Source organism: Nocardia noduli, from assembly GCF_019038455.1.
Taxonomy (GTDB): domain Bacteria; phylum Actinomycetota; class Actinomycetes; order Mycobacteriales; family Mycobacteriaceae; genus Nocardia; species Nocardia noduli.
The window spans coordinates 1-25,062 of record NZ_JAFMPL010000058.1; the positions used below are offsets into that span (position 1 = coordinate 1).

At 67.1% G+C, this 25,062-nt stretch carries 24 protein-coding genes, 1 tRNA gene and 2 pseudogenes; 12 read left to right on the forward strand and 15 right to left on the reverse strand.

Features of this window, described 5'->3' with window-relative positions; all coding sequences use genetic code 11:
- Positions 1-536: pseudogene (locus JZ792_RS25580) on the reverse strand (alanine dehydrogenase); the annotation flags it as partial.
- A 138-nt stretch (positions 537-674) separates the two neighbouring features.
- Positions 675-1,439, reverse strand: coding sequence for an MBL fold metallo-hydrolase (locus tag JZ792_RS25585; RefSeq protein ID WP_216914198.1), 765 nt, complete (start codon positions 1,437-1,439; stop codon positions 675-677).
- Positions 1,440-1,510: 71 nt separating this feature from the next.
- Between JZ792_RS25585 and JZ792_RS25590 the strand changes: the two genes are divergently transcribed.
- The 4 genes from JZ792_RS25590 to JZ792_RS42220 all read left to right on the forward strand — a co-directional run bounded on the left by JZ792_RS25590 (position 1,511) and on the right by JZ792_RS42220 (position 4,118).
- The gene (locus JZ792_RS25590; RefSeq protein ID WP_216914200.1) at positions 1,511-2,491 is read left to right on the forward strand and encodes a GlxA family transcriptional regulator; all 981 of its coding nucleotides are present in this window, start codon (positions 1,511-1,513) and stop codon (positions 2,489-2,491) included.
- Positions 2,488-3,003, forward strand: a complete 516-nt coding sequence (locus tag JZ792_RS25595; RefSeq protein WP_216914202.1) for a gamma carbonic anhydrase family protein — start codon at positions 2,488-2,490, stop codon at positions 3,001-3,003. The genes JZ792_RS25590 and JZ792_RS25595 overlap by 4 nt, the downstream gene beginning before the upstream one ends.
- Before the next feature lie 182 nt (positions 3,004-3,185).
- Positions 3,186-3,350 (forward strand): hypothetical protein, encoded by a 165-nt coding sequence (locus tag JZ792_RS25600; protein WP_254190344.1) that lies wholly within the window; start codon positions 3,186-3,188, stop codon positions 3,348-3,350.
- A 150-nt stretch (positions 3,351-3,500) separates the two neighbouring features.
- Positions 3,501-4,118 carry a TetR/AcrR family transcriptional regulator gene (locus tag JZ792_RS42220; protein WP_232839877.1) on the forward strand — a complete coding sequence of 206 codons (618 nt, stop codon included), beginning with the start codon at positions 3,501-3,503 and terminating at the stop codon, positions 4,116-4,118.
- Between the two features lie 1,047 nt (positions 4,119-5,165).
- Here the strand turns inward: JZ792_RS42220 and JZ792_RS43255 are convergent.
- Positions 5,166-5,777, reverse strand: a pseudogene (locus tag JZ792_RS43255) (Eco57I restriction-modification methylase domain-containing protein); the annotation flags it as partial.
- Between the two features lie 151 nt (positions 5,778-5,928).
- Between JZ792_RS43255 and JZ792_RS25610 the strand changes: the two are divergent.
- On the forward strand, positions 5,929-6,624 hold the full coding sequence (locus JZ792_RS25610; protein WP_216914208.1) for a nitroreductase: 696 nt from the start codon (positions 5,929-5,931) through the stop codon (positions 6,622-6,624).
- Between the two features lie 113 nt (positions 6,625-6,737).
- Positions 6,738-7,199, forward strand: coding sequence for a hypothetical protein (locus JZ792_RS25615; RefSeq protein WP_216914210.1), 462 nt, complete (start codon positions 6,738-6,740; stop codon positions 7,197-7,199).
- Here the strand turns inward: JZ792_RS25615 and JZ792_RS25620 are convergent, their stop codons facing one another.
- The 7 genes from JZ792_RS25620 to aceE all read right to left on the reverse strand — a co-directional run bounded on the left by JZ792_RS25620 (position 7,200) and on the right by aceE (position 16,293).
- Positions 7,200-7,667: a winged helix-turn-helix transcriptional regulator gene (locus JZ792_RS25620; RefSeq protein WP_216914212.1), complete on the reverse strand. Its 468-nt coding sequence runs from the start codon at positions 7,665-7,667 to the stop codon at positions 7,200-7,202.
- A gap of 109 nt (positions 7,668-7,776) precedes the next feature.
- Positions 7,777-9,210, reverse strand: coding sequence for an acyl-CoA carboxylase subunit beta (locus JZ792_RS25625; RefSeq protein WP_216914214.1), 1,434 nt, complete (start codon positions 9,208-9,210; stop codon positions 7,777-7,779).
- Positions 9,211-9,319: 109 nt separating this feature from the next.
- Complete coding sequence (locus tag JZ792_RS25630; RefSeq protein ID WP_109526375.1) at positions 9,320-10,570, reverse strand: KasA/KasB family beta-ketoacyl-ACP synthase; 1,251 nt, start codon at positions 10,568-10,570, stop codon at positions 9,320-9,322.
- Positions 10,571-10,580: 10 nt separating this feature from the next.
- On the reverse strand, positions 10,581-10,880 hold the full coding sequence (gene acpM / locus JZ792_RS25635; RefSeq protein ID WP_109526376.1) for a meromycolate extension acyl carrier protein AcpM: 300 nt from the start codon (positions 10,878-10,880) through the stop codon (positions 10,581-10,583).
- 123 nt (positions 10,881-11,003) lie between these two features.
- Positions 11,004-11,918 carry an ACP S-malonyltransferase gene (locus JZ792_RS25640; RefSeq protein WP_216914216.1) on the reverse strand — a complete coding sequence of 305 codons (915 nt, stop codon included), beginning with the start codon at positions 11,916-11,918 and terminating at the stop codon, positions 11,004-11,006.
- Between the two features lie 128 nt (positions 11,919-12,046).
- A complete protein-coding gene (locus tag JZ792_RS25645; RefSeq protein WP_109526378.1) occupies positions 12,047-13,321 on the reverse strand; it encodes a PucR family transcriptional regulator in 1,275 nt (424 codons plus the stop codon).
- A 71-nt stretch (positions 13,322-13,392) separates the two neighbouring features.
- Positions 13,393-16,293, reverse strand: a complete 2,901-nt coding sequence (gene aceE, locus JZ792_RS25650; RefSeq protein ID WP_216914218.1) for a pyruvate dehydrogenase (acetyl-transferring), homodimeric type — start codon at positions 16,291-16,293, stop codon at positions 13,393-13,395.
- Between the two features lie 283 nt (positions 16,294-16,576).
- Between aceE and JZ792_RS25655 the strand changes: the two genes are divergently transcribed.
- From JZ792_RS25655 to JZ792_RS25670, 4 genes are all read left to right on the forward strand, one after another.
- Positions 16,577-17,134 carry an Rv2240c family protein gene (locus tag JZ792_RS25655; RefSeq protein ID WP_216914220.1) on the forward strand — a complete coding sequence of 186 codons (558 nt, stop codon included), beginning with the start codon at positions 16,577-16,579 and terminating at the stop codon, positions 17,132-17,134.
- A 117-nt stretch (positions 17,135-17,251) separates the two neighbouring features.
- On the forward strand, positions 17,252-17,674 hold the full coding sequence (locus JZ792_RS25660) for a DUF3052 domain-containing protein (RefSeq protein ID WP_109526416.1): 423 nt from the start codon (positions 17,252-17,254) through the stop codon (positions 17,672-17,674).
- Between the two features lie 73 nt (positions 17,675-17,747).
- Entirely contained in the window at positions 17,748-18,212 is a 465-nt protein-coding gene (locus JZ792_RS25665) for a peroxiredoxin (protein WP_216914222.1), read from the forward strand.
- 30 nt (positions 18,213-18,242) lie between these two features.
- A tRNA-Val gene (locus tag JZ792_RS25670) sits at positions 18,243-18,314 on the forward strand.
- 152 nt (positions 18,315-18,466) lie between these two features.
- On the opposite strand, the gene JZ792_RS25675 is transcribed toward JZ792_RS25670, so the two are convergent.
- The 4 genes from JZ792_RS25675 to JZ792_RS25690 form a co-directional block, all read right to left on the reverse strand.
- Positions 18,467-18,823: a DUF6630 family protein gene (locus tag JZ792_RS25675; protein ID WP_438804384.1), complete on the reverse strand. Its 357-nt coding sequence runs from the start codon at positions 18,821-18,823 to the stop codon at positions 18,467-18,469.
- Positions 18,824-18,847: 24 nt separating this feature from the next.
- Positions 18,848-19,486 (reverse strand): PM0498 family protein, encoded by a 639-nt coding sequence (locus JZ792_RS25680; protein WP_498044260.1) that lies wholly within the window; start codon positions 19,484-19,486, stop codon positions 18,848-18,850.
- Between the two features lie 558 nt (positions 19,487-20,044).
- Entirely contained in the window at positions 20,045-20,194 is a 150-nt protein-coding gene (locus JZ792_RS25685; protein ID WP_216914228.1) for a hypothetical protein, read from the reverse strand.
- A 1,100-nt stretch (positions 20,195-21,294) separates the two neighbouring features.
- A complete protein-coding gene (locus tag JZ792_RS25690) occupies positions 21,295-21,900 on the reverse strand; it encodes a TetR/AcrR family transcriptional regulator (RefSeq protein ID WP_216914230.1) in 606 nt (201 codons plus the stop codon).
- A 94-nt stretch (positions 21,901-21,994) separates the two neighbouring features.
- Between JZ792_RS25690 and JZ792_RS25695 the strand changes: the two genes are divergently transcribed.
- Entirely contained in the window at positions 21,995-23,188 is a 1,194-nt protein-coding gene (locus tag JZ792_RS25695) for an FAD-dependent monooxygenase (protein WP_216914232.1), read from the forward strand.
- A gap of 366 nt (positions 23,189-23,554) precedes the next feature.
- Here JZ792_RS25695 and JZ792_RS25700 read toward each other — a convergent pair whose 3' ends face one another.
- Entirely contained in the window at positions 23,555-23,977 is a 423-nt protein-coding gene (locus JZ792_RS25700; protein ID WP_216914234.1) for a DUF4189 domain-containing protein, read from the reverse strand.
- Positions 23,978-24,368: 391 nt separating this feature from the next.
- On the opposite strand from JZ792_RS25700, the gene JZ792_RS25705 reads away from it, so the two are divergent.
- Positions 24,369-25,037 (forward strand): HAD family hydrolase, encoded by a 669-nt coding sequence (locus tag JZ792_RS25705; protein WP_216914236.1) that lies wholly within the window; start codon positions 24,369-24,371, stop codon positions 25,035-25,037.
- The last annotated feature ends 25 nt before the right edge of the window (positions 25,038-25,062 follow it).

Genomic DNA, 25,062 nt, shown 5'->3' on the forward strand with positions numbered 1-25,062 from the left:
GGGTGCGTCCCGCCGAGCACGACCACATCGGCGGGACGCACCCCGGGCACCCCGCCGAGCAGCACCCCGGCCCCGCCCAGCGGCGCCATGAGGTGATAGGCCCCGACCTGGGTGCCGAGTTTGCCCGCGACCTCGCTCATCGGCGCGAGCAGCGGTAGCGAGCCGTCCGCCGCGCGCACGGTCTCGTAGGCGATAGCGGTGATCCCCGAGCGCAGGATCGCGTCGGTGCATTCGCGCGACGCCGCAAGGTGCAGGTAGGTGAACAGCACCTGCCCCGAGCGCATGCGCGGATACTCCGGCGCGATCGGCTCCTTCACCTTCAACACCAGTTCCGCCGTCCGCCACACCTCCTCGGCGGTGGACGCGAGCCGGGCGCCCGCGCCGGTGTAGTCGATATCGCCGAATCCCGACCCGACGCCCGCGCCCGCCTCGATCAGCACCTGGTGCCCGTGCCTGACCAGTTCCCCCGCGCCCGCCGGTGTCAGCGCGACCCGGAACTCCTGTTCCTTGATCTCACGCGGAACTCCGATCTTCATAACGCCATCGTGGCCCACACCCGGTGTGTTCGCCACGAGGGCGCGCGCATCGACGTACCGGTCCACGCGGACGAATTCGGCCGAACTCGCCGGGTATCGGTCGATCGCCGGGCGGAATGTCCGCGGGGGCCGTCCCGTTCAGATCGCCGTCGCCTCCCCTGCCCGCAGTACGCGCAACCGCCCCGCGCTGCCCGCGTAGTCGAACACCCGCGTCAGATAGTCCAGGGTCTCGCTGAAATGCGCCCAGCCCTCGGCGTGGACGGGGACGATCACCGCGTCGCCGAGCAGTTCGGCGGCCCGCAGCGCGCTGCGCCCGTTCAGGGTGACGTCGGTGTCGCCGAAGATATCGACATTGGCGGCGCCCACGTGCAGGACGGCGATATCGATGGGGCCGACGCGGTCGACGATCTCCCGCACCAGGTCCACCGACGCGTTGTCGCCGGAGACGTACACCGTCGGCTCGCCGTCGGCCCGCAGGACGAATCCGGTGACGACACCGGTCACCGGCTCGCATCCGGGCGGGCCGTGCAGCGCGGGCACGCCGGTCACCTGTGCCGCGCCGATCGTGACGGTCTCCCAATTCTCCAGCGCCCGAACGCCGTTCAGTCGACTCGCGGCGTCGGCGGTCGAGAGCACGGTGTCGACGCCATCGAGGAAGGCGCGGCCCGAGGTGTCGAGATTGTCGGCGTGCTGATCGTGGGAGAGCAGGACCACGTCGACCGCGCCGACCTCGTCCGGGCCGATCGCGGGTCCGGTGATCTTGTGCAGGGTGACGGGGCCCGGGTAGTCGCCGGGGGCGTCGAAGGTGGGGTCGGTGAGCCAGGTGAGCCCTGCGTAGCGCAGTCGCAGTGTCGGTCCGCCGACGAGCAGGGCTTCGACTGTGCGGGTGATCGTCTCGGTCATGACGTCGATCGTCCGACGAATCCGGAGCCGCCGACAGTGGCCCGCGAGCCACCTGCCGCTAATATCGGGCCATGCGTTTCGTGGCGGTTCTGGCCTTCGACGGCATCAGCCCGTTCCATCTCTCGGTGCCGACGCTCGTCTTCGGCCGCGTCGGGGCACAGGGCCCGGCGCAATACGTGGTGCGCGTGTGCGCCGAACAGCCGGGCACCCTGCGCACCCCGGCCGGTTTCGACATCCACGTCGAGCACGGACTCGAGGTGTTCGACGCGGCAGACACCGTGGTGATCCCGAGTTGGCCGCCCGGCGAGGGCATCTCCGACGAACTCCGCGCCGCCCTGCGCGCCGCCCACGCGCGCGGCGCCCGGATCGTCGGCCTCTGCCTCGGCGCGTGGGCTGTCGCGGCGAGCGGTCTGGCCGACGGGCGTGAGATCACCACGCACTGGTCCGCCGCCGCCGAACTGGGTCGCGCGTATCCGGCGGTGCGGGTGCGCGCCGACACCCTGTGGTCGGATCTCGGCGACGTCGTCACCTCGGCCGGGGTGGCGGCGGCACTCGATTGCTGCCTGCACCTGGTCCGCGCCGACCTCGGCAGCCGCGCCGCGACCGAACTGGCCCGCGCGCTGGTCACCGCGCCGCATCGCAGCGGTTCGCAGGCCCAGTACATTCCGGTGGCCGTCCCCGACGACGCGACCGACGACCCGATCGAACGCGCGATGGTGTGGGCGCGAACCCATCTCGGCGATCCGGTCGACCTCGATCGGTGGGCGCGGGTCGCCCTCATGTCACGGCGCACCTTCACCCGCAGATTTCGCGAACGCACCGGAAGCAGTCCGCAGCAGTGGCTGCTGCACCAACGCACCGACCGCGCGCGGCTGCTGCTCGAATCCACCGACGAGACGGTGGACCGCATCGCCGAGTCGACCGGTTTCCATACCGCGGTCAGCCTGCGCCATCACTTCCACCGCCTGCTCGGTACCAGTCCGGCGGCGCATCGCGCGCTGTTCCGGACCGCGGATCGACCGCGCGGCGGGTCGGCTAAGTTGCCCCCATGATGATTGAGTTCGGCGGCGTCGCCCCCACTATCGACGACAGTTCCTGGATCGCGCCCACCGCCACCGTGATCGGACGGGTGACGCTCGGCGCCGAGGTCAGCGTCTGGTACGGCGCGGTGCTGCGCGCCGATCTCGAGGACATCACCATCGGACCCGCGACCAACATCCAGGACGGATGCGTGCTGCACGCCGATCCCGGCTTCCCGTTGACCGTGGGCACGGGGGTGTCGGTTGGCCACAACGCGATCCTGCACGGCTGCACCGTCGGCGACAACGTGCTGGTCGGCATGGGCGCCACCGTGCTCAACGGCGCGGTGATCGGCGAGGGCAGTCTGATCGCCGCCAACGCGCTGATACCCGAGGGCGCGCGCATCCCGCCGGGTTCGCTCGTGGCCGGTGTGCCGGGCAAAGTCCGCCGGGAATTGAGCGAGGAGGAACGCGACGGCCTCCGCCTCAACAGCTCCGTCTACGTGCACAATATGGCCGGTCACCGGGACGCGAAGATTCTGTGAGTCATCGCACACCGGTCAAATGACCTGCACGGGCGGCTGATAACATTCGGGGGCGTGCCCGGCGTCCCGGGGGCTCCGGCCGAGACGTTTGCCAGCGGTTTTCGTCGAGACGGTCCCCCAGGGACGGCGAGCGACGCGGCGTGCGGGCAGGAGGTATCACGGTGGTGTGCAGGGATACGAATATGCACCGGCCGAAGGGGCGGATCAGCGTCGCCGACATCGCGGCACAACCGGGGGGTATCGAGGCGCTCCAGCGCCGGGTTCACGAACTGCGATCCAGCGGTGTCGATTTCGCGGCCAACGCGATCGAGCAGGAAATGGCCGATCTGGATCTGCCGCGTCCGTAGCTCACCGCGCGGGAGCCTCCGACGATAGAGTGAGATGCTTGACATGCCTTCCACTCACCTTTCGGCCGATCCGGGACCGCGACGGCGTATGCCGGTGGGATAATGAACGACCCACCCCGCCCCGTCGGCGCGCCCCTGACTGGAGACTCGATGCCCACCGTTCCGCCCATGCTCCAGCGGATTCTGGACAAGCCCGTGAAAGACGGGGAGAAACTACTGGAGAGCGCGCTGTCGGCATTCCTGGATTTCGGCATCAAACGCACCAGCATGGGTGAGATCGCCCGGCGAGCCGGAATCAGCCCCGCCACCCTCTACCGCCGATTCGAATCCAAGAACGACCTGGTCGAGGCGGTCAGCGTGCGCGAGGCACAGCGTTTCGTCGCCGATATCGACAAGCGGGTGCAGACGGTCGAAGGCACCGAGAACCAACTCGTGGAGATCTTCGTCGCCTTCATCGGGGCGATAGCGGGTAACGAACTACTGCGCCGCCTGCTGCGGACCGAACCGGATCTGATCCTGCCGAGGCTCACCACCGAGGGTGGCCCGATCCTCGCCGTCGGCCGCACGTACCTGGCGGGCAAACTGGGCGAATTGCGCGGCGCCGACGACGACTTCGACGCCGATCTGGTCGCCGAGATCATGGCCCGCCTCGCGCTGTCGCTCGCCCTCACCCCCGACGGCCTGATCCCGCTCGGCGATGCCGAGGCCGGGCGCGAGTTCGCGCGGCGCACGCTGCTCCCGATGGTCGGCGTCAGGGCGACGACCTGAGCCGACCCCGAACGCGGCCGCGACCAACTCGTCGAGTGTCCGCTGCGCGTCCGGCTCGACCGGACGTCCGCCGACGAATTCGCCGACCAGTCCCACTATCTCGGCGGCCGCCGCCGACCCGGGATCCGGCAACGGCAACCGCGACACGTACTGGGTGATCCACCGCCGCCTGCCCGCGTAGAGGCGGTTGCCGCAGACCGCGTCGTAGAAACGCACTCCGAGCGCGGAATTCGCCACGCCCATCAGCAGATGGGCCAGGTGGTCACCGACCCCGAGATCAGCGAGCGAGATCCAGTAGCAGTCCCCGTTCACCACCGCCCCCGAGCGGTCGAGCGCGAATCTGGGACGTTCGCTGATATCCGGGAAGACCAGTTTGGGTACGCGCCACAGGTGCGGACGCTGCGGCACCCAGATCTCGAACCAACTCCTGCCGCTGTCCACCAGATACCGACGGGCCGTCAGCGCTTCTTCGTGCGTTCGGAGATAGGCGGCGGCATCGGGGAATTCGCGCAGGTCGACCGGCGTACGCCTGGACACGTCGGTGTCGTAGGGATAGAGGACCCTCGTCTCGCGCTCGCGGTCGATGCGCCACGGCGCGAGATCGTGGTGGGTGATGAGATCCAGCAGCAGTTCCTGTTCCGGACACGGATCCGCCTCGTGCCAGCGGTCGGAGATGAAGACCCGATCGGCGGTCGTCTTGATCCCCACCCTGATGCGCGCGACCTCACCGAACGTGCGCCACGTGCGCTCACCGATCCGGGCCAGCCACGCGTCGACACCGGGACGCGACATCCGCCAGGTGCTGTCCGCACGGTGCGCGAGCGCCGGACCCTCGGAGCACAACGTGCCGACCTCCACCGCGAAAGTACGCCCGTCGTGGGCGACGCTGCCGCCGGTGTCACGGGTCAACGCTTCGAAAAGCCCCGGTACGGACACGGTTTCGGATTCGGGCACTTCGTAGGCAGAGACGAAACGACAGTCGGGTCGGGTTCCGGTCCTGGTCGCGATGGTGATCGCGGGCAGGACGGCCGCCTCGAACAGTTTGGTGTCGCCCAGGTCGTAGAGTTCCACCGGCGCGAGTTCGGCGCACAGGATCGCGCGGATATTGGCGCCCGCCCTGGTGGTGATGAACCTGTTGGCGCACAACAGACCCAGCACGCCGCCCTGGCGCAACAGTCGCGGCGCGACGGCGACGAAGGGGTGGGTCAGGTCGATCCGGCCGCGCAGTCCGAAGCGCTCGGCCAGCGATCGCGCGGCCACGGTGCCGAGCTGCTGGGTGCGCACATACGGCGGGTTCGTGATGATCGCGTCGAAACTGTTGTCGGCCAGCCGTTCCGACTCCGACAGGAAATCTCCCGAATGCCATCGCACGTCGACACCAGCCGCCCGCGCCCTGGCCCTGGCCACCGCGAGCGCCGTCTCGTCGAGATCGAATCCGATCAGTTCCACCCGGACGCCGGGGAGTCCGGCCGTGATCTCGCGATGGAGCGAGAGCAACAGTTCCCCGTCTCCGCAAGCGGGATCCAGGACTCGCAGCGTGCCCGCGCGGCTCGGTTCCGGCATATGCGCCAGCAGGCGTCGCGCCAGGAACTGCGCGAGCGCGGGCGGCGTGTAGTGCCTGCCGTGCCGCTTACGCGCGTCACGGGCCTCGGACCCCATGCGTCGGATTCTGCCAGCACACACCCTCCGATAACTGGATTTTGCTGTGCCGCGCTGGGGTGTGATTTCTCGACCGCATCCAGTTCCGAAATGAGACCACTCACGCTAGCATTCAGTCTCGAAATAGAACCGAATACGAGAGGGTGGGCCGATGAACCCGACGGATGTGCGGACCGACGAATACGAGGCATTGCACCGAATCCTCGAACACCGGTGGACATGCAGGCAGTTCACCACCGACCCGGTCGCCCGCGAGACCATCGAGGCGCTGCTGCGCCTGGCCGGTCGCACACCGTCGTGGTGCAACACCCAGCCCTGGCAGCTGGTGATCACCGAGGGCGCGGGCACCGACCGATTCCGAAAAGCACTGCTCGAGCATGTCTCAGGCGCGATTCCCGAACCCGATTTCCCGTTCCCGTCGGCCTACACCGGCGTCTACCGCGATCGCAGACGTGAATGCGGCCTGCAACTCTACGACAGCGTCGGTATCGCCAAGGGCGACAACGCGGGCACCATGCGCCAAGCCGTCCGCAACTTCGAACTCTTCGACGCGCCCCACGTCGCGATCGTCACCAGCGAAGCCGATCTCGGCGTCTACGGCGCCGTCGACTGCGGCCTCTACATCGGCAATTTCCTGCTCGCCGCCCAGAGCCTTGGCCTCGGCGCCGCACCCCAGGCCGCCCTGGCCTCCTACTCCCCCTTCCTGCGCGCCCACTTCGACATCCCCGAGCACCGCCGAGTCGTCGCCGCCATCTCCTTCGGCCACCCCGACATCGACCACCCGGTGAACAGTTTCCGCACCACCCGAGCCGATCTCGACCACGTCGTCGCCTGGCACAGCGACTGAGGCGGGCGATCGTCGCGCCGATACCGGCACTCACCCGCCGACCGCGCTAGGGTGAGCGCAGGTCGGGGGGCGATCAGCGGCTCCGGCGTCGACCGCGCGACACAGGAGGCTTCATGCGTTCTTCCGGCGTACTGCCCGCGGTCATCGCCGCGGTCGCGCTCACCACGGGCCTCACCGGCTGCGACGACGCCGAGGGCGAGGTCCTCGGCGCGACGCCGACCGCGAGCGCCGCGGCGACCACCGCGGCCGTGATCGTCCCCACCACGACCGCACCCACCCGAGCCGTGCACGTCGCGCACCCCGTCCTGGAACCGATCGAGATATCCTGCGGCACAGCGGAATTCGGTCAGAGCATCATCGCGATCACGATCAGGGGCGACACCGCGTGCGAGGCCGCCCTCGCGGTGGCCGAGATCTACGCGGCCAGGTCACGAACGTCGGGCGAGAATGTCGTGATCACCGTCGCCGTCGGCACGGGCGTGTGGAACTGCCGGATTTCCCCGGCCGTCCCGAATCCGGTCCAGGAGTGTGTGAATCAGGACAATCCGGCCGAAAAGATCCGGTCCGGTTCCTGATCAGCCCGCCGCGACACTTTCTCCGGTCAATCCGGGACCGAGTTCGGGGGCGATATCGCGGGCGGTCAATTCACTTCCGCAGGAATCGCATTCGAGTTTCACATGCGCCTCTCCGGCACATCCGCGATGACGGTATTCGACCGGCGGCCCGGCGGGCGCCATATACGCGTCGCCCCAATCCCGGATCGCCATCAGGATCGGATAGATATCGTGCCCCTTCGGCGTCAGCCGGTATTCCTCGTGCGCGCCGACCTCGGCCTTCTGCTTCACCAGGATGCCGTGCTCGATCAAGCGGTCCAGCCGATCCTGCAATCGACTGCGGGAAATACCGAGCGCGCTCTGGAAAGTGTTGAAGCGACGGATACCGGCGAACGAGTGCTTGAGAATCACCAGTGTCCACCGGTCACCCAGAATCACCAGCGGCCGGGTAATCGAACACGGCTCCTCGGAAAGCTCCTCGTAACGCACAACCCGATGCTACCCAGCGGTGACGCCTCCACCCCCGTGATCGCTCGACGGAGGCGAACAACGAAAACGGGCCCGGGGAATTTCCCGGGCCCGTTTCGCGACACTCACCTCACAGCGGAATGTTCTTGTGGTGGCTCTTGCGCGACGGCGCGGCGGCCAGCGCGGCGGCGATCGTGCTCCGGGTCTTGGCCGGGTCGATGACCTGGTCGACGACCCCGATCGCGATGGCGCGCTCGACACCGCCCGCGATCTGCTCGTGCTCGACGGTCAGCCGCTCGTGCAGCGCCTCACGCTCGTCGTCCGGCGCGGCGGCGAGCGCCTTCTTGTGCAGGATGCCGACCGCGGCCTTGGCGCCCATCACCGCGACCTCCGAACCCGGCCACGCGTACACGGCGGTCGCACCGAGCGACCGGGCGTTCATCGCGATGTAGGCGCCGCCGTAGATCTTGCGGGTGACCAGCGTGACCCGGGGAACCCGCGCCTCGGCGAAGGCGTGCAGCAGTTTCGCGCCGCGCCGCACCACGCCCTCCCACTCCTGGCTGACGCCGGGCAGGTAACCGGGCACATCGGTGATGACGATCAGCGGAATGCCGAACGCGTCGCACAGGCGCACGAACCGCGCCGCCTTCTCCGCGCTCTCCGAGTTGAGGCAGCCGCCCAGGCGCAACGGATTGTTGGCCAGCACACCGACGGTACGACCGCCGAGACGACCGAGACCGGTCACCATGCTGCGCGCGTAACCACCCTGCAATTCCTCGAAGGAGGACTCGCCGTTGATATTGTCGAGCAGCTCGTGCACCAGCGGTTTCACGTCGTAGGCGCGCTTGGCCGATTCCGGCAGGAGCGCCTTCAGGTCGACATCACCGTGCTCGGCGGCGAGCAGATCGAATTCACCCTGCTCGGCGAACATCGACACCAGCCTGCGGGCGCGATGCATGGCATCGGATTCGCTGTCGGCGACGATATGGGTGACACCGGACTTCTTGCCGTGGGTGACCGGACCGCCGAGGGTTTCCATGTCGACCTGTTCACCGGTGACGCTGCGCACCACATCGGGTCCGGTCACGAAAACGCGGCCTTCGGGAGCCATGATGACGATATCGGTCAGCGCGGGGCCGTAGGCGGCGCCGCCCGCGGCGAATCCGAGCACCACCGAGAGCTGCGGGACCAGGCCGGACGCGCGGACCATGGCCTCGAAGACCAGTCCGACCGCGTGCAGGGCCTCCACACCCTCGGCCAGCCGGGCGCCGCCGGAATGCCAGATACCGACCACGGGAGCACCGGAATCGATGGCCGTATCGATGGCGTCGACGATGTGTTTGCATCCGTCGACGCCCATCGCGCCGCCCATGACGGTGGCATCGGAGCAGTAGGCGACGGTGCGGACACCGTCGACCTCGCCGATCGCGGCGAGAACGCCGGATTTATCGCGCGGATGCAGCGGAAGAACCGTGCCGGGATCGAAGAAGCGCTGGAGTCTGCCCAGCGGATCACGCGGATCTGTCGTCGTCTCCTGTGGGAACGCCGGAGCCATGATGGTCATCGCGTTATCTCCTCGATAAGAGTGTTGCCGCGAGCGCGGCTGCGTATGTCGAATCAGGCGGGGGCCGATACCGGCCCCCGCCTGATTCGTTGTGCAGTCGATCGAGCGGCTATGCGCGACCGAAGGCGAGCGCGACGTTGTGCCCACCGAAACCGAAGGAATTGTTGATCGCGTACTCGATCTCCTGGCGACGGGCTTCGCCGTGCACCACATCGAGGTCGATCTCCGGATCCTGGTTCTCCAGGTTCAGCGTCGGCGGAACGATGCCGTCGCGGATGCTGAGCACGGTGAGCACGGACTCGAGGGCGCCGACCGCGCCGATCGAGTGGCCCAGTGCCGACTTCGGAGCGTAGACCGAGGCGTGATTGCCGATGGCCTTGTTGATCGCGTTCGCCTCGGCGGTGTCACCGATCGGCGTCGCGGTCGCGTGTGCGTTGACATGGGTGATGTCAGCGGCGGTCAGACCCGCCGTCTGCAACGCGCGCTTGATGGCACGCGAGGCACCGTCGCCCGTGGGATCGGGGGCGACGAGATGGAAACCGTCCGAGGTGATGCCCGCGCCGAGCAGACGCGCGTGGATGGTGGCTCCACGAGCCTTGGCGTGCTCCTCGGTCTCGATGACCATGAGGGCGCCCGCCTCACCGAAGACGAATCCGTCACGATCCTTGTCGAAGGGCCGCGAGGCGCCCTTGGGATCGTCGTTGCGGTTGCTCATCGCACGCATCATGGAGAATGCCGCGATCGGCACGGCGTCGATGTAACCCTCGACGCCACCGGCGACGACGATATCGGCGTCACCCATAACGATCATCCGCCACGCGTTGGCGATGGCCTCGGAGCCGGACGAGCATGCCGAGACCGGAGTGACCACTCCTGCCCTGGCCTTCAATTCGAGACCGACCACGGCCGAAGGGCCGTTCGGCATGACCATCTGAACAGCCAGGGGCGAAATCTTTCGATAGCCGCCGTTCTTCAGCTTGTCGACCGAGTCGATGAGGGCGTCGCCGCCGCCGATCCCGGTTCCGATGGCCACACCGAGCCGCTCGGGATCGACTTCCGGGCTGCCCGCGTTGCGCCAGACTTCACGACCGAGAACGGTCGCGAGCTGCTCGACGTAGGCCATGCGCCGACATTCGACCCGGGTGAGCAGGGTGTCCGGTCGGACCTTCAGGTGTCCGCCGATGCGGACGGGAAGGTCGTATTCCTCGACGAAGGAATCCTCGAGAACGTCGATACCGCTCTCGCCGTTGAGGAGTCCCTTCCACGTCGCATCGACGTCACCCGCGATCGACGTGGTCGCCGCCAGGCTAGTGACGACGACGTTGGGGAAATTCCCGTTCAAGGTGGAAGGAGTGGTCACTGTTTCGGCCCTACTCGGAGTCGAACTTGGCCTTGAGCTCCGCGGCGGCTTCGCTGTTCTCCGCCTCGAGCTTCTGGATGTAGCCGACAGCGTCGCCGACCGTCTTCAAGCTGGCCAGATCCTCGTCCGGGATCTTCACGCCGTACTTGTCCTCGGTCTGTACCGCGATCTCGACCATGGACAGCGAGTCGATGTCCAGGTCATCGACGAAGGACTTCTCGATGGTCACCTCGGAGGGTTCGATACCCGTAACCTCTTCGATGATCCTGCCGAGTTCCTCGACGATTTGTTCCTGGGTCAGAGCGGCCACGGTGTGGCTCCCTTCTTGTTTCTATTTGTAGGGCTCTTGTGTTTATTTCGGATCGAAGCGGCGGTTGGTTACCGCCGATTCGGTCACGACTGTGCGAATTTCTCCGCACCGTCGCGGGGAAAGCTAGCCGGAGGTCGTGAACCCGGCCAACGCGGGGAGGTCTTCGGGCGTTTTCAGGGCCAGCGTCGGCGTGCCCTTCAGTTCCCGTTTGGCGATGCCGACCAGCGTGCCCGCCGGCGGCAACTCCGCCACTGCCGACACCGCGGCGGCGCGGATGGTCTCGGTGCACAGATCCCAGCGAACAGGTCGGGTGACCTGCGCGGCGAGCTTATCGATCGCGTCCTGTCCCGAGGCGACCGGCTGCCCGTCGAAGTTCGACAGCAGCACACGGGTCGGCTCGTCCGGCGCGATCTTGCCGATAGCCTCGGCCACCGCGTCCTGGGCCGGAGCCATGTACGCGGTGTGGAAAGCGCCCGCGACGGGAAGCGCGCGGACCCGCGCCTTCTCCGGCGGGTTCGCCGCCAGTTCCGCCAACGCGTCGAGTGTGCCCGCGGCCACGATCTGACCGGCCGCGTTGCGATTGGCGGGCACGAGGTTCAATTCCGCGAGCCGTGCGAGTACGGCGGCCTCATCGCCGCCGAGCACCGCGGACATTCCGGTCGGCTCCAGCGCGCACGCCTTGGCCATCTCCGCACCGCGGATGGCGGCCAGCACCACCGCGTCGTCAGGGGAGATTACCCCGGCGACAGCGGCGGCGGCGAACTCGCCGACCGAATGTCCGGCCACGATGGTAGCGGCGGGCAGTGAATTCTGCTCGACTTCGGCGAAGGCCAGCAGCGCGGCGGCGACAACGAGGGGTTGCGTCACAGCGGTGTCGACGATCTCCTCGGCCGTCGCGGTGGTGCCGAGACGAACGAGATCCAGGCCCGAGGCCTTGGACCAGAGGGCGAGGCGTTCTCCCGCGCCGGGAAGGTCGAGCCAGGGCGCGAGCATGCCGGGTGTCTGGGACCCCTGTCCTGGGGCAAGTAACGCGATCACGCCTCTAAGAAAACACTGTGAGGTGCCTTCTACGAGATGTCGACGCGACCGAAGCTTCTCGATCCCTTTTGTAGGGGTCCCACAAAATCCCATGTGGGGTGTCCCGATCGACCGATTCGCCTTCTGCGTTACAGCCCATCGGGACCCACAGCGACATGTGGTGCTTCTGGGTCGGATGTTGATGATTCGTTACGGGTTCGTGTCAAACGACCCACTGTTGCCGCGATCCGGAGCACGTAGGCGTCACGGGGATTCATCGGATCACGTCCGGTGATCTCCCCGATTCGCTTGAGGCGGTAGCGCACCGTATTTGGATGGACGTACAGCTGACGGGCGCAGGTCTCGACGGCTCCACCGCAATCGAGGTAGGCATCGAGGGTGTCGGCGAGCGAGGATCCCGCAGCGGCCAACGGGAGCACAAGATACTCGTTCAGCGCGTCGACCGCAGCTCGATCACCCAGCAATGCGCGTTCGGGTAGTAATTCGGTCGCGTGCACCGGCCGCGGCGCACCGCGCCACCCCACGACCGCCTCCATACCCGCCAGCGCCTCCACCGCGCTGGCGTGGGCCGCGCCGAGGGTGCGCATGGTCGGTCCGATCACCACCGGCCCGTCCGAGAAGACCTCGGCGAGCAGATCGGAGAGGAAGGCCGATATATGTGTGGTATCGCTGAGATGACCGCTCACCACCATCACCAGCCGAGCGCCCTGCACCACCGCGAGCGCCGCGCGCCCGTGCCTGGCGGCGATGTTGTGCACCGCGCCGACCATGGACACGCTCTGATCCTTGGGCGGCGTGCCGACCAGCACCGTCGCGGGCGCGGTGGCGTCCCAATTCAACGTCGCGGCCCGCGACAGCATGTCCGGGCCGGTATCGCCGCGCACCACCGCGTCGACGACCAGCGCCTCCAGCCTGGTGTCCCACGCGCCGCGTGATTCCGCGGCGCTGGCGTACACCGAGGCGGCCGCGAAGCCGAGCTCACGCCCGTATCGCAGCACCGCCTCGGTGAGCGCGACCAGCTGCCTGTCGTTGCGCGCGAGCGCGGGCAGCCACTGTTCGAAGAACTCCATGGCCACGCGGACCATGTCCACGGTCTGGCGCAACGTCAACCGCCGCGCCAGATCCTGCGGAATGACCTGGAAGGCGTCCAGGCTGAACCGGATATCGCTTTCCGGGTCCTGGAGCCATTCGAGGAAGTTCACCACCGCGGTCTGCACCAGCATCTGGACCCCGGCCCGCTGGGCGGCATCCAGATCGGCGAAGAACGGCAACCGATCCTGCATGGATCCGACAGCCTCGGTCGACAGTCGGCCGGAGAACTGCTTGACCCGCTTGAGCAGCGTGTCCGGGAGCGGATCCCGGTTCTGCCGATTCGGGGACAGTGCCCCGGTCGGCAGATACACCTCGTGCTCGGAGGAGCCTTCGGAGATCCGTCGGGGCCGCGGCGGTTTACGTTCCACGTTCCAATAGTCCGCTACGCGAGTTCTTCCTCACCGCTTGCGGCCGACTTCGGCGCGGCGTCGACATCGCCGATCCGATATTCGGCCGCCGCCTCGAGCACCGTGGACCGGTCGATCCTGCCCACCCGGGCCAGACCTTCCAGCGCCGCGAGCGCGATCGACTGCGCGTCGACGTTGAATACCCGCCGCGCCGCCGCCCTGGTATCGGAGAAGCCGAACCCGTCGGTGCCGAGGGTGGTGAAATCACCCGGTACCCACTTGCGGACCTGATCCGGCACCGCCCGCATCCAGTCGGTCGCGGCGATGTAGGGACCGTCGACCCGCGACAGCGCCTCGGTGACGTAGGGCACGCCGACCTCCGCGCTCGGATCACGCAGTGCCGCGATCTCCTTGGCGAGTGCCTCCTTGCGGAGCTCACCCCACGAGGTCACCGACCACACATCGGCCTGCACACCCCACCGCTGTGCGAGCAGCGCCTGCGCGCGCAGGCCGTCGGGCACGGTGACGCCGGAGACCAGGATCTGCGCGCGCACATCACCGGCCTCTCCCGCCTTGTACAGGTAGATGCCCTTGAGCAGACCCGCGATATCGAGACCTTCCGGCTCGACCGGCTGCTGGTAGGGCTCGTTGTAGAGGGTGATGTAGTAGAAGATGTCCTCGCCGCCGAAGGTGTCCTCGGCGCGACGAACCGTCTCCGTACCCGGCAGCGCCGTCTGCGCCGACGGTTTCGGCACACCGCCGCCGTACATCCGGCGCAGGCCGTCGCGCACGATATGCGCGAGTTCGAAGGCGAACGCCGGATCGTAGGTGACCACGGCGGGATTACTCGATGCCAGCAACAGCGAATGGCCGTCGTTGTGCTGCAATCCCTCACCGGTCAACGTGGTTCGCCCGGCAGTTGCTCCGAGCACGAATCCGCGGGCGAGCTGATCCGCCGCCGCCCACAGTCCGTCACCGGTGCGCTGGAAACCGAACATCGAGTAGAAGATGTAGAGCGGGATCATCGGCTCGCCGTGGGTGGCGTACGAGGTGCCGACCGCGGTGAACGACGCGGTCGATCCGGCCTCGTTGATGCCCTCGTGCAGGATCTGGCCGGTGGTGCTCTCTTTGTAGGCAAGCATCAATTCCGCGTCGACCGATGTGTACAACTGGCCGTTGCGGTTGTAGATCTTCAACGAAGGGAACCACGAGTCCATACCGAAGGTCCTGGCCTCGTCCGGGATGATCGGCACGATCCGCTTGCCGATCTCCTTGTCCCGCAGCAGTTCCTTCATCAAGCGGACCAGCGCCATCGTGGTGGCGACACTCTGCTTGCCCGAACCCTTGCGCACCGAGCGATACGCCTCGTCGCCGGGAAGTTGCAGAGGCTTTGCCACGGAACGCCGTTCGGGCAGGAAACCGCCGAGCGCCTTGCGGCGATCCAGCATGTACTGGACCTCGCGGGTATCGATGCCGGGATGGTAGTACGGCGGCAGGTACGGATCCTTCTCCAACTCCGCGTCGGTGATCGGGATCCGCTGGAGATCGCGGAAGTCCTTGAGGTCCTGCAACGTCAGCTTCTTCATCTGATGGGTGGCGTTGCGGCCCTCGAAATGCTTGCCGAGGGTGTAGCCCTTGATGGTCTTGGCCAGAATGACCGTCGGCTGACCCTTGTGCGCCATCGCCGCGGCGTAGGCGGCGTAGACCTTGCGGTAGTCGTGGCCTCCGCGCTTGAGGTTCCAGATCTCCGGGTTCGACAGATCCTGCACCAGCGCCTTGGTCCTCGGATCGCGACCGAAGAAGTGGTCGCGCACGTAGGCGCCGTCGTTGGCCTTGTAGGTCTGGAAATCACCGTCGGGTGTGGTGTTCATCAGATTCACCAGCGCGCCGTCGCGATCCGCGCCGAGCAGCGCGTCCCACTCGCGGCCCCAGATCACCTTGATGACATTCCAGCCCGCGCCGCGGAAGAACGACTCGAGTTCCTGGATGATCTTGCCGTTGCCGCGCACCGGGCCGTCGAGACGTTGCAGGTTGCAGTTGACGACGAAGGTCAGGTTGTCCAGCCCCTCCATCGCCGCGACGTGCGCGAGACCGCGCGACTCCGGCTCGTCCATCTCGCCGTCGCCGAGGAACGCCCACACGTGCTGGTCGGAGGTGTCCTTGATCCCGCGATCGTGCAGGTAGTGGTTGAACCTGGCCTGGTAGATGGCGTTCATCGGGCCCAGACCCATGGAGACGGTCGGGAATTCCCAGAAGTTGTTCAGCAGCCGGGGATGCGGATACGACGGAAGACCGTGTCCCGGCCCGCCGTGGCTGTACTCCTGACGGAACCCGTCCATCTGGCTCTCGCTGAGCCTGCCCTCGAGGAAGGCGCGGGCGTAGATGCCGGGCGAGGCGTGGCCCTGGATGAAGATCGAGTCACCGCCGCCGGAATGATCCTTGCCGCGGAAGAAGTGGTTGAAGCCGACCTCGTAGAGCGCCGCCGAGGACGCGTAGGTCGAGATGTGCCCACCGACACCGATGCCGGGACGCTGTGCGCGATGCACCATGATCGCGGCGTTCCAGCGAATCCAGGCGCGGAACCGACGCTCCACCTCTTCGTCGCCGGGAAACCACGGCTCGTTCTCGGTGGGAATGGTGTTCACATAATCGGTGGAAGTCAACGCGGGAATGGAGACCCGGCGCTCACCCGCGCGCTCCAACAATCGGAGCATCAGGTAGCGCGCACGGCCCGGACCTTCCCGGTCGAGCATGTCGTCGAATGATTCGAGCCATTCGCTGGTTTCCTCCGGGTCGATATCCGGCAGGTAGGACGCCACCCCCTCGCGGATCACCCTCACCCGGCCTGCCGGCTGTGCGTGCGACCCGTTCGGGGCGGAGACGGTGTCGGGACCAGCGGGTTTCGCCGGAACGGACGAGTGGATCACGTCTGTCAAGTCTGCTCCTCGTACAGGGGTGGACAAGCTGATGGCTTCTTTTTCCCCGGGCGGAGCGCTGGTTGGCGGACCACCCGTTACGAAAGTCCGGGCGCACCTTCCATCCTTGCCGACGGTGCGTCCCAGGTCATCATGTCAGCAGCGAATCCAGTACGGTTTCCTCGGCAAAGGGTTACCCGGTAGTTTTTCCGGCGCGGGCCGGTTTCGGCACCCCACGAGCCACCCGAGCACGAACTGTTCGATGCGAATCTCGATGCGAATACAGAGCAAGAGCGGGAGGACGATGAAGGTGCTCGACCCACGCCGGTTCGGATTGGTATGTGCTGCCGCGGCGGTCGTCGCCGGGCTCACGGTCGCCGGATGCGCGGAAACGTTGGAGGGAACCGCCACTCCGAACGCCGCGGAACTCTCCTCCTACAAGACCGAAGCGGCCGCATCCTCCGCGGCGGCGACCTCGTCGCGGCGGGCGGCAGCGCAGGCCCAGGCCGTCAGCGAGAACTGCGCGCAGTTCCCCACCACATCCGGCCTCGGGGTGAAGGCGTACAACGACTTCGTCGACGCGCACGACTCCAATGCGCCAGACTACGCCGCCAAACGCGATGCCGCCTCCACGACGCTGGAGGACGCCGCGACGAAGGTCGAGACCGGAGTGACGGCCGCGGCGGGCGCGTTGCCCGATGATCTTGCCGCGAAATTCTCCGAGTACGTCACAGCGGCCAGGGCGCTCGCCGCCGAAACCCGTCGCATGACCTATACGGCGCAGGTAGGGCCCCTGAACGACGCCAGCAAACGCGTCAACGACGCCAGGAACACGGTCCGGGAAACGTGCCCGAAACGCTGAAATTTCGTACCGGTCGCGCGACATTCGGAGGGTATTTCGTCCGATCAGCTTGCGCTCGGGCCGATAACCATGTTCGCTTGCAACTACCTACTGTCGGGAGTTGAGGAGGACACCACCGTGGTCGCCGCGGCGGACGCGCAGAACTACGCTCAGAAGCTTGGCATTACACACGGCATGGTTGTCCAGGAACTGGGCTGGGACGAGGACACCGACGACGACCTGCGGGCCGATGTCGAAGACGCCAGTGGCGGTGAAATGGTGGACGAGGACTCCGATGAAGTCGTCGACGCCGTACTGCTCTGGTGGCGAGAGGGAGACGGCGATCTGGCCGACGAGCTGATGGAAGTCATCAGCCCGCTGGCGGACGACGGATTCATCTGGGTTCTCACCCCCAAGACCGGTCAGCCTGGCCATGTCGATCCGAGCGAGATCGCCGAAGCCGCGCCCACGGCGGGCCTGACGCAGACTTCTGCGATCAGCCTCGGCGCTTGGGCCGGAAGCCGATTGGTACAACCCAAGGCTCCTTCGAAGCAACGCTGACCCTTTCGCTATGGTTTCCGCCGGGTGGCGCATCACCACCCGGTGGAGACCCGACACGATGGAGGATTCGCGTATGCCGCTCGAAGTTGGCACTGTCGCGCCGGATTTCACGCTCAAGGATCAGAACAACCAGAAAGTCTCACTGTCGGACTTCCGGGGCAAGAAGAACGTGCTCATCGTCTTCTATCCGCTCGCCTTCACCGGCATCTGCCAGGGGGAACTCTGCAAGGTCCGAGACGAGCTGCCCAAATTCCAGAACGACGACGCGGAAATCCTCGCGATCTCCGTCGGCCCGCCGCCCACCCACAAGATCTGGGCCGCCGAACAGGGCTACACCTTCCCCCTGCTGTCCGATTTCTGGCCGCACGGCGCCATCGCCCAGGCCTACGGCGTCTTCAACGAGAAAACCGGCTTCCCCAACCGCGGCACCTTCGTCGTGGACAAGGACGGCACGGTCCGTTTCGCGGAGATGAACGGCCCCGGAGAGGCCCGTGACCAGGCGGCTTGGGAGAAAGCGCTCGCCGCGCTAGATTCATAAGCCGCACCGTCGGAAGCACCGACGGAGTGCGGGCGTATAGCTCAGCGGTAGAGCACTGGTTTTACACACCAGCGGTCGGGGGTTCGATCCCCTCTGCGCCCACCGAGAACATGCGGGTAGACGGCACGTCTTGCCCCCGGCGATTGCCCCACGCCCACTTCCATGGGGCAAACGTGGGCCACATGTCGCCCGTCATTCGGCCTTCGTACTCGAGTTCGTCGTGACCGGGTCGGGGCGTCTTCGACAGAACCGAGTCAACGATCGACCGACCCGTAGACGAAGACCTCCACCTCGGCGGTCGTGGCGAGAGCAATGAACCGCTCCAGTTCGCCTTCGGGCAGGAAACCGAGCACCAAGCCGTCCTTGCCGCAGAAAACGCCTATCAACGCGGTGCCGATCGCGCGGCACTGATCGCCCAGCGATCGCAGGTAGGTCCGGAGATCGGTCTGGGTATTCCAGGCCCCGATATCGCCGTCGTGCCACGTTCGGGTCAACTCTTCCGGGCAGGCGGGCAGCAGCGTCAGGTAGCCGCGAATCGCTTCGGGATCGGCGCCCACGGAAGGGACGTAGGCGCACCCACCGTCGACGCCGTCGAGCAGGGCCTCGATCAGCGCGTCCTCGGGATCGAACGCCGATCACGACGCGTTCTCGAGGGCGTACTCCAATCTGCCACGGGCCTTCTCGACATCGGGCACCAGGAGTTCGACCAGGTCGATGAGCGCCGCCCGTTGTGACGCGGCGATGTGCCCGGTCCGGAATCTGTCGGCGGGCCCGGGCAGGAAGTCGACGACCACGACATAGTCTCGCGAGTAGCGGTCGAGGTCGTCGACCAGCCAGCTTTCCTCGGGCCGGATTCGATGAAACCTGAACGTGCCGTTGGTTTCGCCGGTCGCGATGACGCATCGCAGCGGAATCGGCGTGCTCAGTTCGCCGGCCAGTCGCCCGACCTCCCGAGCCAGTGCGACCCCCTGTCGGAGCAGGGTTCGCTGTGCGTCGACGCCGATGATCGGCCCATCGGCATACGCACTCTCTACGGGGACGAAATCTTCGAGGTGGAGTTTGGTTTCGAAGCATTCCCACCCGGTGAGATCGAACTGTCTCCCAGGTGCGTCGTCAGCGTGTTCGGGGACCGGAGCCCAGCAGACCACCTCGCCACGGCATGCGATTCCGCCGTCGACCCAGGTGGTCCGCAGGCCGGATACCAATTCCTCGTCCGGATCGAGACCACCGAAGCCGTTCCGCAGACCGAGCAATCTCGCCGCTCGGTCGTTCATCGTCACCGTGAGCACGGTCAAAGCTATCGCTCGTACCGACGGTCATGCGAATATGCGTGACCGTACGCAGTTCTCGGCAACCGTGACGCACAGCCCTCGATGCCGCGAGACCCGAGTGGATTTCGACGTGCACGAGTCCGTGTGGTCGCGCGACACACCCACTCCAGACCTTTGGCGTGATGTGGCGGACGACGCGACGCCCGTTCACTAACATTTGGCCGCGGGATCACCGCCCATCCGGATTCGGACCATGGACAGCCGAACTCGCAGATCGGTGATCCGGACGACGCCGTGCACGTTCACACGCCACCGCGGAATCACCGACCCTCAGGGGCGCAGTCATCGACAACCCTGCTCGCGGGTGACGACACCGTGCAGTTCATATTCGGCCGCGAATCACCGACCTCGAGACTCGGATCATCGACGGCACGCTCGGAGGCTCGTGATCCGGATGACGCTGCGCGCGTTCAGATTCCGCCTCGGAATCACGGCCCTCAGGGACTCGGATCATCGACAATCCGGCTCGGAGGTTCACGATGCGGACGACGCGGCGCCTGTTCACATCGGCCGCGAACACCGGCCCTCAGGATTCGGATCATCGACGGCCCCGCTCGCCGATTCGTGATCCGGGCGACGCTCGGGCCAGATGAGGGTGGCCACGAGCACCACCGACGGCACGCTGATCGCCGCGACGAACCCTGTCGTCACCCAGGCGCTCACCTCTCCCCCACTCCGTCGGCCTGCGGGCGCGGCCCGTCCTCGAGATCTACGGCGACCGGTGACGTAACGGCGGCTGTCGCCCGGTGTGCGGCATACACGAATCGCATGACCCTCCTGACCTCGGTGACCGAATTCGGCGATACATCAGAGTTGGACGCGACTACCGCAGGATCGGTTCCACCCGATCCGAGAGACCTGTTGTCCGTCGCCGTGATTGCGGCGTATCCACCGCGACGGACAAGGCGTATCCAGCGCGACGTATCCGCCGCGACGTGCACGGCGTGTTCACCGCGACGTGCACGGCATGTCCACCGCGACCTGCACGGCATGTCCACCGCGACCTGCACGGCATGTCCACCGCGACCTGCACGGCATGTCCACCGCGACCTGCACGGCATGTCCACCGCGACCTGCACGGCATGTCCACCGCGACCTGCACGGCATGTCCACCGCGACCTGCACGGCATGTCCACCGCGACCTGCACGGCATGTCCACCGCGACCTGCACGGCATGTCCACCGCGACCTGCGCGACGCATCCAGCACGACGCGCGCGACGCATCCACCCCGTCGTGCACGACGTGTCCACCGCGACGTGCACGACGTATCCACCGCGACGCGCGCGACGTATCCACCGCGACGCGCGCGGGAATCGGATCGAGGAAACCCCAACGCATGGCGTGCTCCGGAATCGTGGCGAGCGAGGCCTGTTCCAAAGGGGGTTCAGGGCACAGCCCGACCGATGTGCCGCGACGCACCGAGGGTCGAGGACTGCCTTCGCCCTTCGGTGCTGGCCGCTCGACGGCGGCGCGCCGACCTGCCGACTGGGTGTCGAGGATGAGCGGCAGCAGATCGTCGTTGCCGATCACCTCGGTCATGTCGGGGCGCGGGTCGGAGGCGGTCATAAAGCGCACCCGACTATCGATCGCGACGAAACGGTCGGCGACGCGACGGGATGACGGTCGCGGGCCGCGCGGATCCGCGCGGTGTAGGTGTCGAGTCCGGCGGCGGGTCCGTCGTGCAGACCGGTGAGCCGCGGTAGCAGGTCGCCGAACGCATCGACCTCGCCGATAGCCGAGCGAACCGGACCTACAAGACTCGGCCCGAGGGCGATGACCCCGCCGAGCGAGGTCCGATGGAGATCCCATCCAGTAGCAGATCCACCACGCGCGCGATCGCCGCGGTGGGTTCCTCGTCGGGCCGGGAGTAGATCTGCACCGTCATCAGGCGGGCGACATCACCGACGTCGACATCGGGGCGCAGCGTTCCCTCGGCGTGGGCCCGCGTGACCAGATCGCCGATCGCGGCGACAACGGTCGCACGCACCTCGGTCAGATGCGCATCGCCGCGAATCCTGTTGTGCAGCACCGGTTCGACCGACGAGGCGAACGCGCCGACCCCGGTCCGGGCACATTCGTGCAGGAACCTTCGCAGGGCGGACCAGGCGTCGGGCTCCTCGCGTGCCGCCGTCGTGACGCTGTCCGCCAGACCTGTCAGGTAGGCGTGCGAGGCGGCGGAGATCAGCGCTTCACGGTCGGAGAAACGCCGGTACAGCGTGCCGACGCCGACGCGGGCGTGATCGGCGACCTCTTTCATGGACACGTCGATTCCCCTGTCCCGGAACAGGATCAGGGCCGACGCGACGATCTGGTCGCGGTTGCTGCGGGCATCGGCGCGCAGGCCATCGGCCGTCATCACTACCTCCTCGAGCACATCTGGACGAAATTCTTCCACTTATGCTACCGTCGCCGTAACGGACGAAAATCGTCCGGTTATCGGAGGTAGGGAAATGGGCAAGAAAGTGCTGATCTCCGGCGCCGGGGTCGCCGGGGCCACCGCGGCGCACTGGTTGGCCAGGGCGGGATTCGAGGTGACGGTCGTCGAGCGGGCCACGGGTGCGCGGAGCAGCGGCAGCCCGGTCGATGTCAAAGGGCCCGCGGTCGACGTGGTGGAGAAGATGGGCGTCATGGCGCGGCTTCGCGAGGTCGCCTCGCCCGCGGATCGGATGACATTCGTCGACGCGAAGGGACGGCGGCTCGCGGGTATCCCCCTGCGGGCTTTCGCGGGTGAGGCAGGGACGCGGGGGGTCGAGGTGGCGCGGGCCGACCTCGCGGCGATCCTGGTCGACGCGGGACGTGACAGCGTCGAATACCGCTGGGGTGACACGATTACCGACCTGGTTCACGACGACGCGGGCGTCGATGTCACCTTCGCCGCCGCGCCGCCGTCACGGTTCGACGCCGTGATCGGCGCCGACGGCCTGCACTCGACGGTCCGTCACCTGACCTTCGGACCGGAGGGGTCGTTCATCCGGCATACCGGAATGTATGTGGCGACCATGCCGATCGATGAGCCGATGGGCGACGACACCGAGGTGCTGATACACAACACGCCCGGTCGGGCGGTGGCCGTGCACCCGAACCGGGGTCGCGCGATCGCCGCGTTCATATTCCGGCGGCCCGAGGTTCCCGGCTACGACCACCGCGACCTCGATCAGCACAAAAGGGTGGTGGTGGAGGCCTTTCCGGACACGGGCTGGCTACTGCCGAATCTGCTCGACCGACTGCGCGAGACCGACGACCTCTACTTCGACTCCATCAGTCGGATGCGGCTACCGCGCTGGTCCGATGGGCGGGTCGGACTGGTCGGGGACGCGGCCGCGGCGGTGTCGCTGTTCGGCGACGGCAGCACCCTCGCCATCGCGGGCGGGTACCGGCTCGCCGAGGAATTGAGTGGCTCGCCGTCGCAGGTCGCCGCCGCGCTGCGCCGGTACGAGACACGGCACCGGCCGTTGGTGCGATCCAAGCAGCAGGCCTTCCGAGTGGCCCGCGCCCTGCTGCTTCCCGCGACCGGGCCGGGGATCGCGCTGCGCAATGCCGTCGCGCGCGTCACCCCTGTACTCGCCGGACTCACCCGCGAAGGCGGCCGCCGGGCTCGCGGTTCGGCGGCGGGCACCGGTCGTGCGGCGAACCGGGTGAGGTAAACGCGGCCGCGCCGACCGAGCGCCCGGTCGCTCGGCGACAGACGACACGCACTGATATTTCGCCGACAACTCGACCGTCAGACGAACATCGGGTTCATCGCCGCGCGTCCGGTGGGCACCACCGCGGCGGGTCTGCGAAGAACTCGGCGGCGCGCTCAGCCAGGGCATCCCGGCGTTCGGTGAACATACGGCTCTGTCGTCACGGCGGAGTTCTGGACCCGCAGCGGCGTCGGACACGCGCTTACCCCGTCGGCCGACGAGACGCGGCGCACGCGTACTCGCCGCCGACACCCGCGGCGATGGCGCCTCCTCGCAGGCCGAGGTCGACCCGCTCGACAACCCCCGACACCCGATTGATCCCTGTTGTCACTCCGAATTCGGTGTGCAGGCGACATAGCCGATGGACGCGGGCAGCGGGATGGGCCCCGGAACCCCGACCGCGTTGGACAGTCTCAGCGCGTTGGCGGTCGCTTCGGCCCGATTCGCTCCCTCCGCCCACTGATAGTCGACTCCGCGAGTAGCGGCGGCCACGCACGCGTTGGCCCAGGTGACCAGATCGCAGACCGCTTCCCTGTTCCCGGTGGCCGAGCCGCACCTGGCCGAGGCGGCCGCCCTCGCCGCTTCGCGGGTATCGGCCCACGAACCGTAGAAATGCGTCACACCATAGGGATTCGTGGCCTTCTCGACCGTGATCGCCCCGAATTGATCTCCCGTGGCATGCGCCGTCCCGGCGCCGATCGCGGCGACGGCGAGCAGGGCGATGAAGAGACTTCGAACGAGATACTTCACGGTCACTCCTCGAATTATTTTCCGGCGGGCGAGATCTCACCGATTCCACCCGGTGTGCGCGGTCGAACTCGACGACGGAAAGAGCTTCCGGTCGGCGACGAACACGGAATACGCGTCAGCCCACGGCAGACGGATCGAGATACCACGGCAGCACCACGGAATGACTGTTTCGCACGTGCGAATCCCCCTTCTACCGGATGTACGACCTCGGCGGGCCGCTACTCCGTACTCCCCGGCAGGGAACGTATCCGAGCGAGAAGGGATTGTCAAAGGGGTCGTCAGCGCTCGATCCGATGTGGGACTGCGTAACCGATTGCGCCGCAGTCACTTCGGTCAGGCAACCGACGACGACCGGGCGTCGCTGTCGGAGACCGCGTGTAGCTTGTCGAATGTGCCTCTGAGAGCGATGATCTTCGACTTCGACGGCCTCATCCTGGATACCGAGACGCCCGAATTCACGGCGTGGCAGGAGGTGTACGCGGCGCACGGTGCGACGCTCGAACAGCAGATCTGGGCTCAGGTGATCGGCACGACGGAGTCGAGCTGGGATCCGTGGCTGCACCTGGAGGGCCTGATCGGCTATCCGGTGGACCGCGAAACGCTGCGGGCCGGTCGACAGGCCCGCCATCACGCGTTGATCGCCGCCGAAGTGTCGCGCCCCGGAATCGAATCATGGCTCGACGAGGCGTCCGACCTCGGCCTAGCGGTCGGACTCGCGTCGAGTTCCAGTCGCGAATGGGTCACCACGCACCTGCACCGGCTGGGACTGCTCGACCGTTTCGCGGTCATCGCCACCGGCGATCGGGTTCGGCGCACCAAACCCGATCCGGCCGTCTACCTGCTCGCCCTGGCCGAATTGGGTGTGGATGCCGCCGAGGCCATCGCGGTGGAGGATTCGGCGAACGGCATCGCGGCGGCGAAGGCGGCGGGACTCGTCTGCGTCGCCATCCCGAACCCGATGACGGCGTGCCTCGATCTGTCGCGCGCCGACCTGGTGCTGGACTCACCCGCGGATATGACGATCCGAGAGGTCGCGCGCCGCACGGCATCGGGCGCGTGAGTCGGAGCGTGGTTCACCGGATGTC

Coding starts and splice junctions, on each gene's coding strand:
- JZ792_RS25585 (WP_216914198.1), bottom strand. CDS start 1,439: ATGACCGAGACGATCACCCGCACAGTCGAAGCCCTGCTCGTCGGCGGA.
- JZ792_RS25590 (WP_216914200.1), top strand. CDS start 1,511: ATGCGTTTCGTGGCGGTTCTGGCCTTCGACGGCATCAGCCCGTTCCAT.
- JZ792_RS25595 (WP_216914202.1), top strand. CDS start 2,488: ATGATGATTGAGTTCGGCGGCGTCGCCCCCACTATCGACGACAGTTCC.
- JZ792_RS25600 (WP_254190344.1), top strand. CDS start 3,186: ATGCACCGGCCGAAGGGGCGGATCAGCGTCGCCGACATCGCGGCACAA.
- JZ792_RS42220 (WP_232839877.1), top strand. CDS start 3,501: ATGCCCACCGTTCCGCCCATGCTCCAGCGGATTCTGGACAAGCCCGTG.
- JZ792_RS25610 (WP_216914208.1), top strand. CDS start 5,929: ATGAACCCGACGGATGTGCGGACCGACGAATACGAGGCATTGCACCGA.
- JZ792_RS25615 (WP_216914210.1), top strand. CDS start 6,738: ATGCGTTCTTCCGGCGTACTGCCCGCGGTCATCGCCGCGGTCGCGCTC.
- JZ792_RS25625 (WP_216914214.1), bottom strand. CDS start 9,210: ATGACCATCATGGCTCCGGCGTTCCCACAGGAGACGACGACAGATCCG.
- JZ792_RS25655 (WP_216914220.1), top strand. CDS start 16,577: ATGAAGGTGCTCGACCCACGCCGGTTCGGATTGGTATGTGCTGCCGCG.
- JZ792_RS25665 (WP_216914222.1), top strand. CDS start 17,748: ATGCCGCTCGAAGTTGGCACTGTCGCGCCGGATTTCACGCTCAAGGAT.
- JZ792_RS25680 (WP_498044260.1), bottom strand. CDS start 19,486: ATGAACGACCGAGCGGCGAGATTGCTCGGTCTGCGGAACGGCTTCGGT.
- JZ792_RS25690 (WP_216914230.1), bottom strand. CDS start 21,900: ATGACGGCCGATGGCCTGCGCGCCGATGCCCGCAGCAACCGCGACCAG.
- JZ792_RS25695 (WP_216914232.1), top strand. CDS start 21,995: ATGGGCAAGAAAGTGCTGATCTCCGGCGCCGGGGTCGCCGGGGCCACC.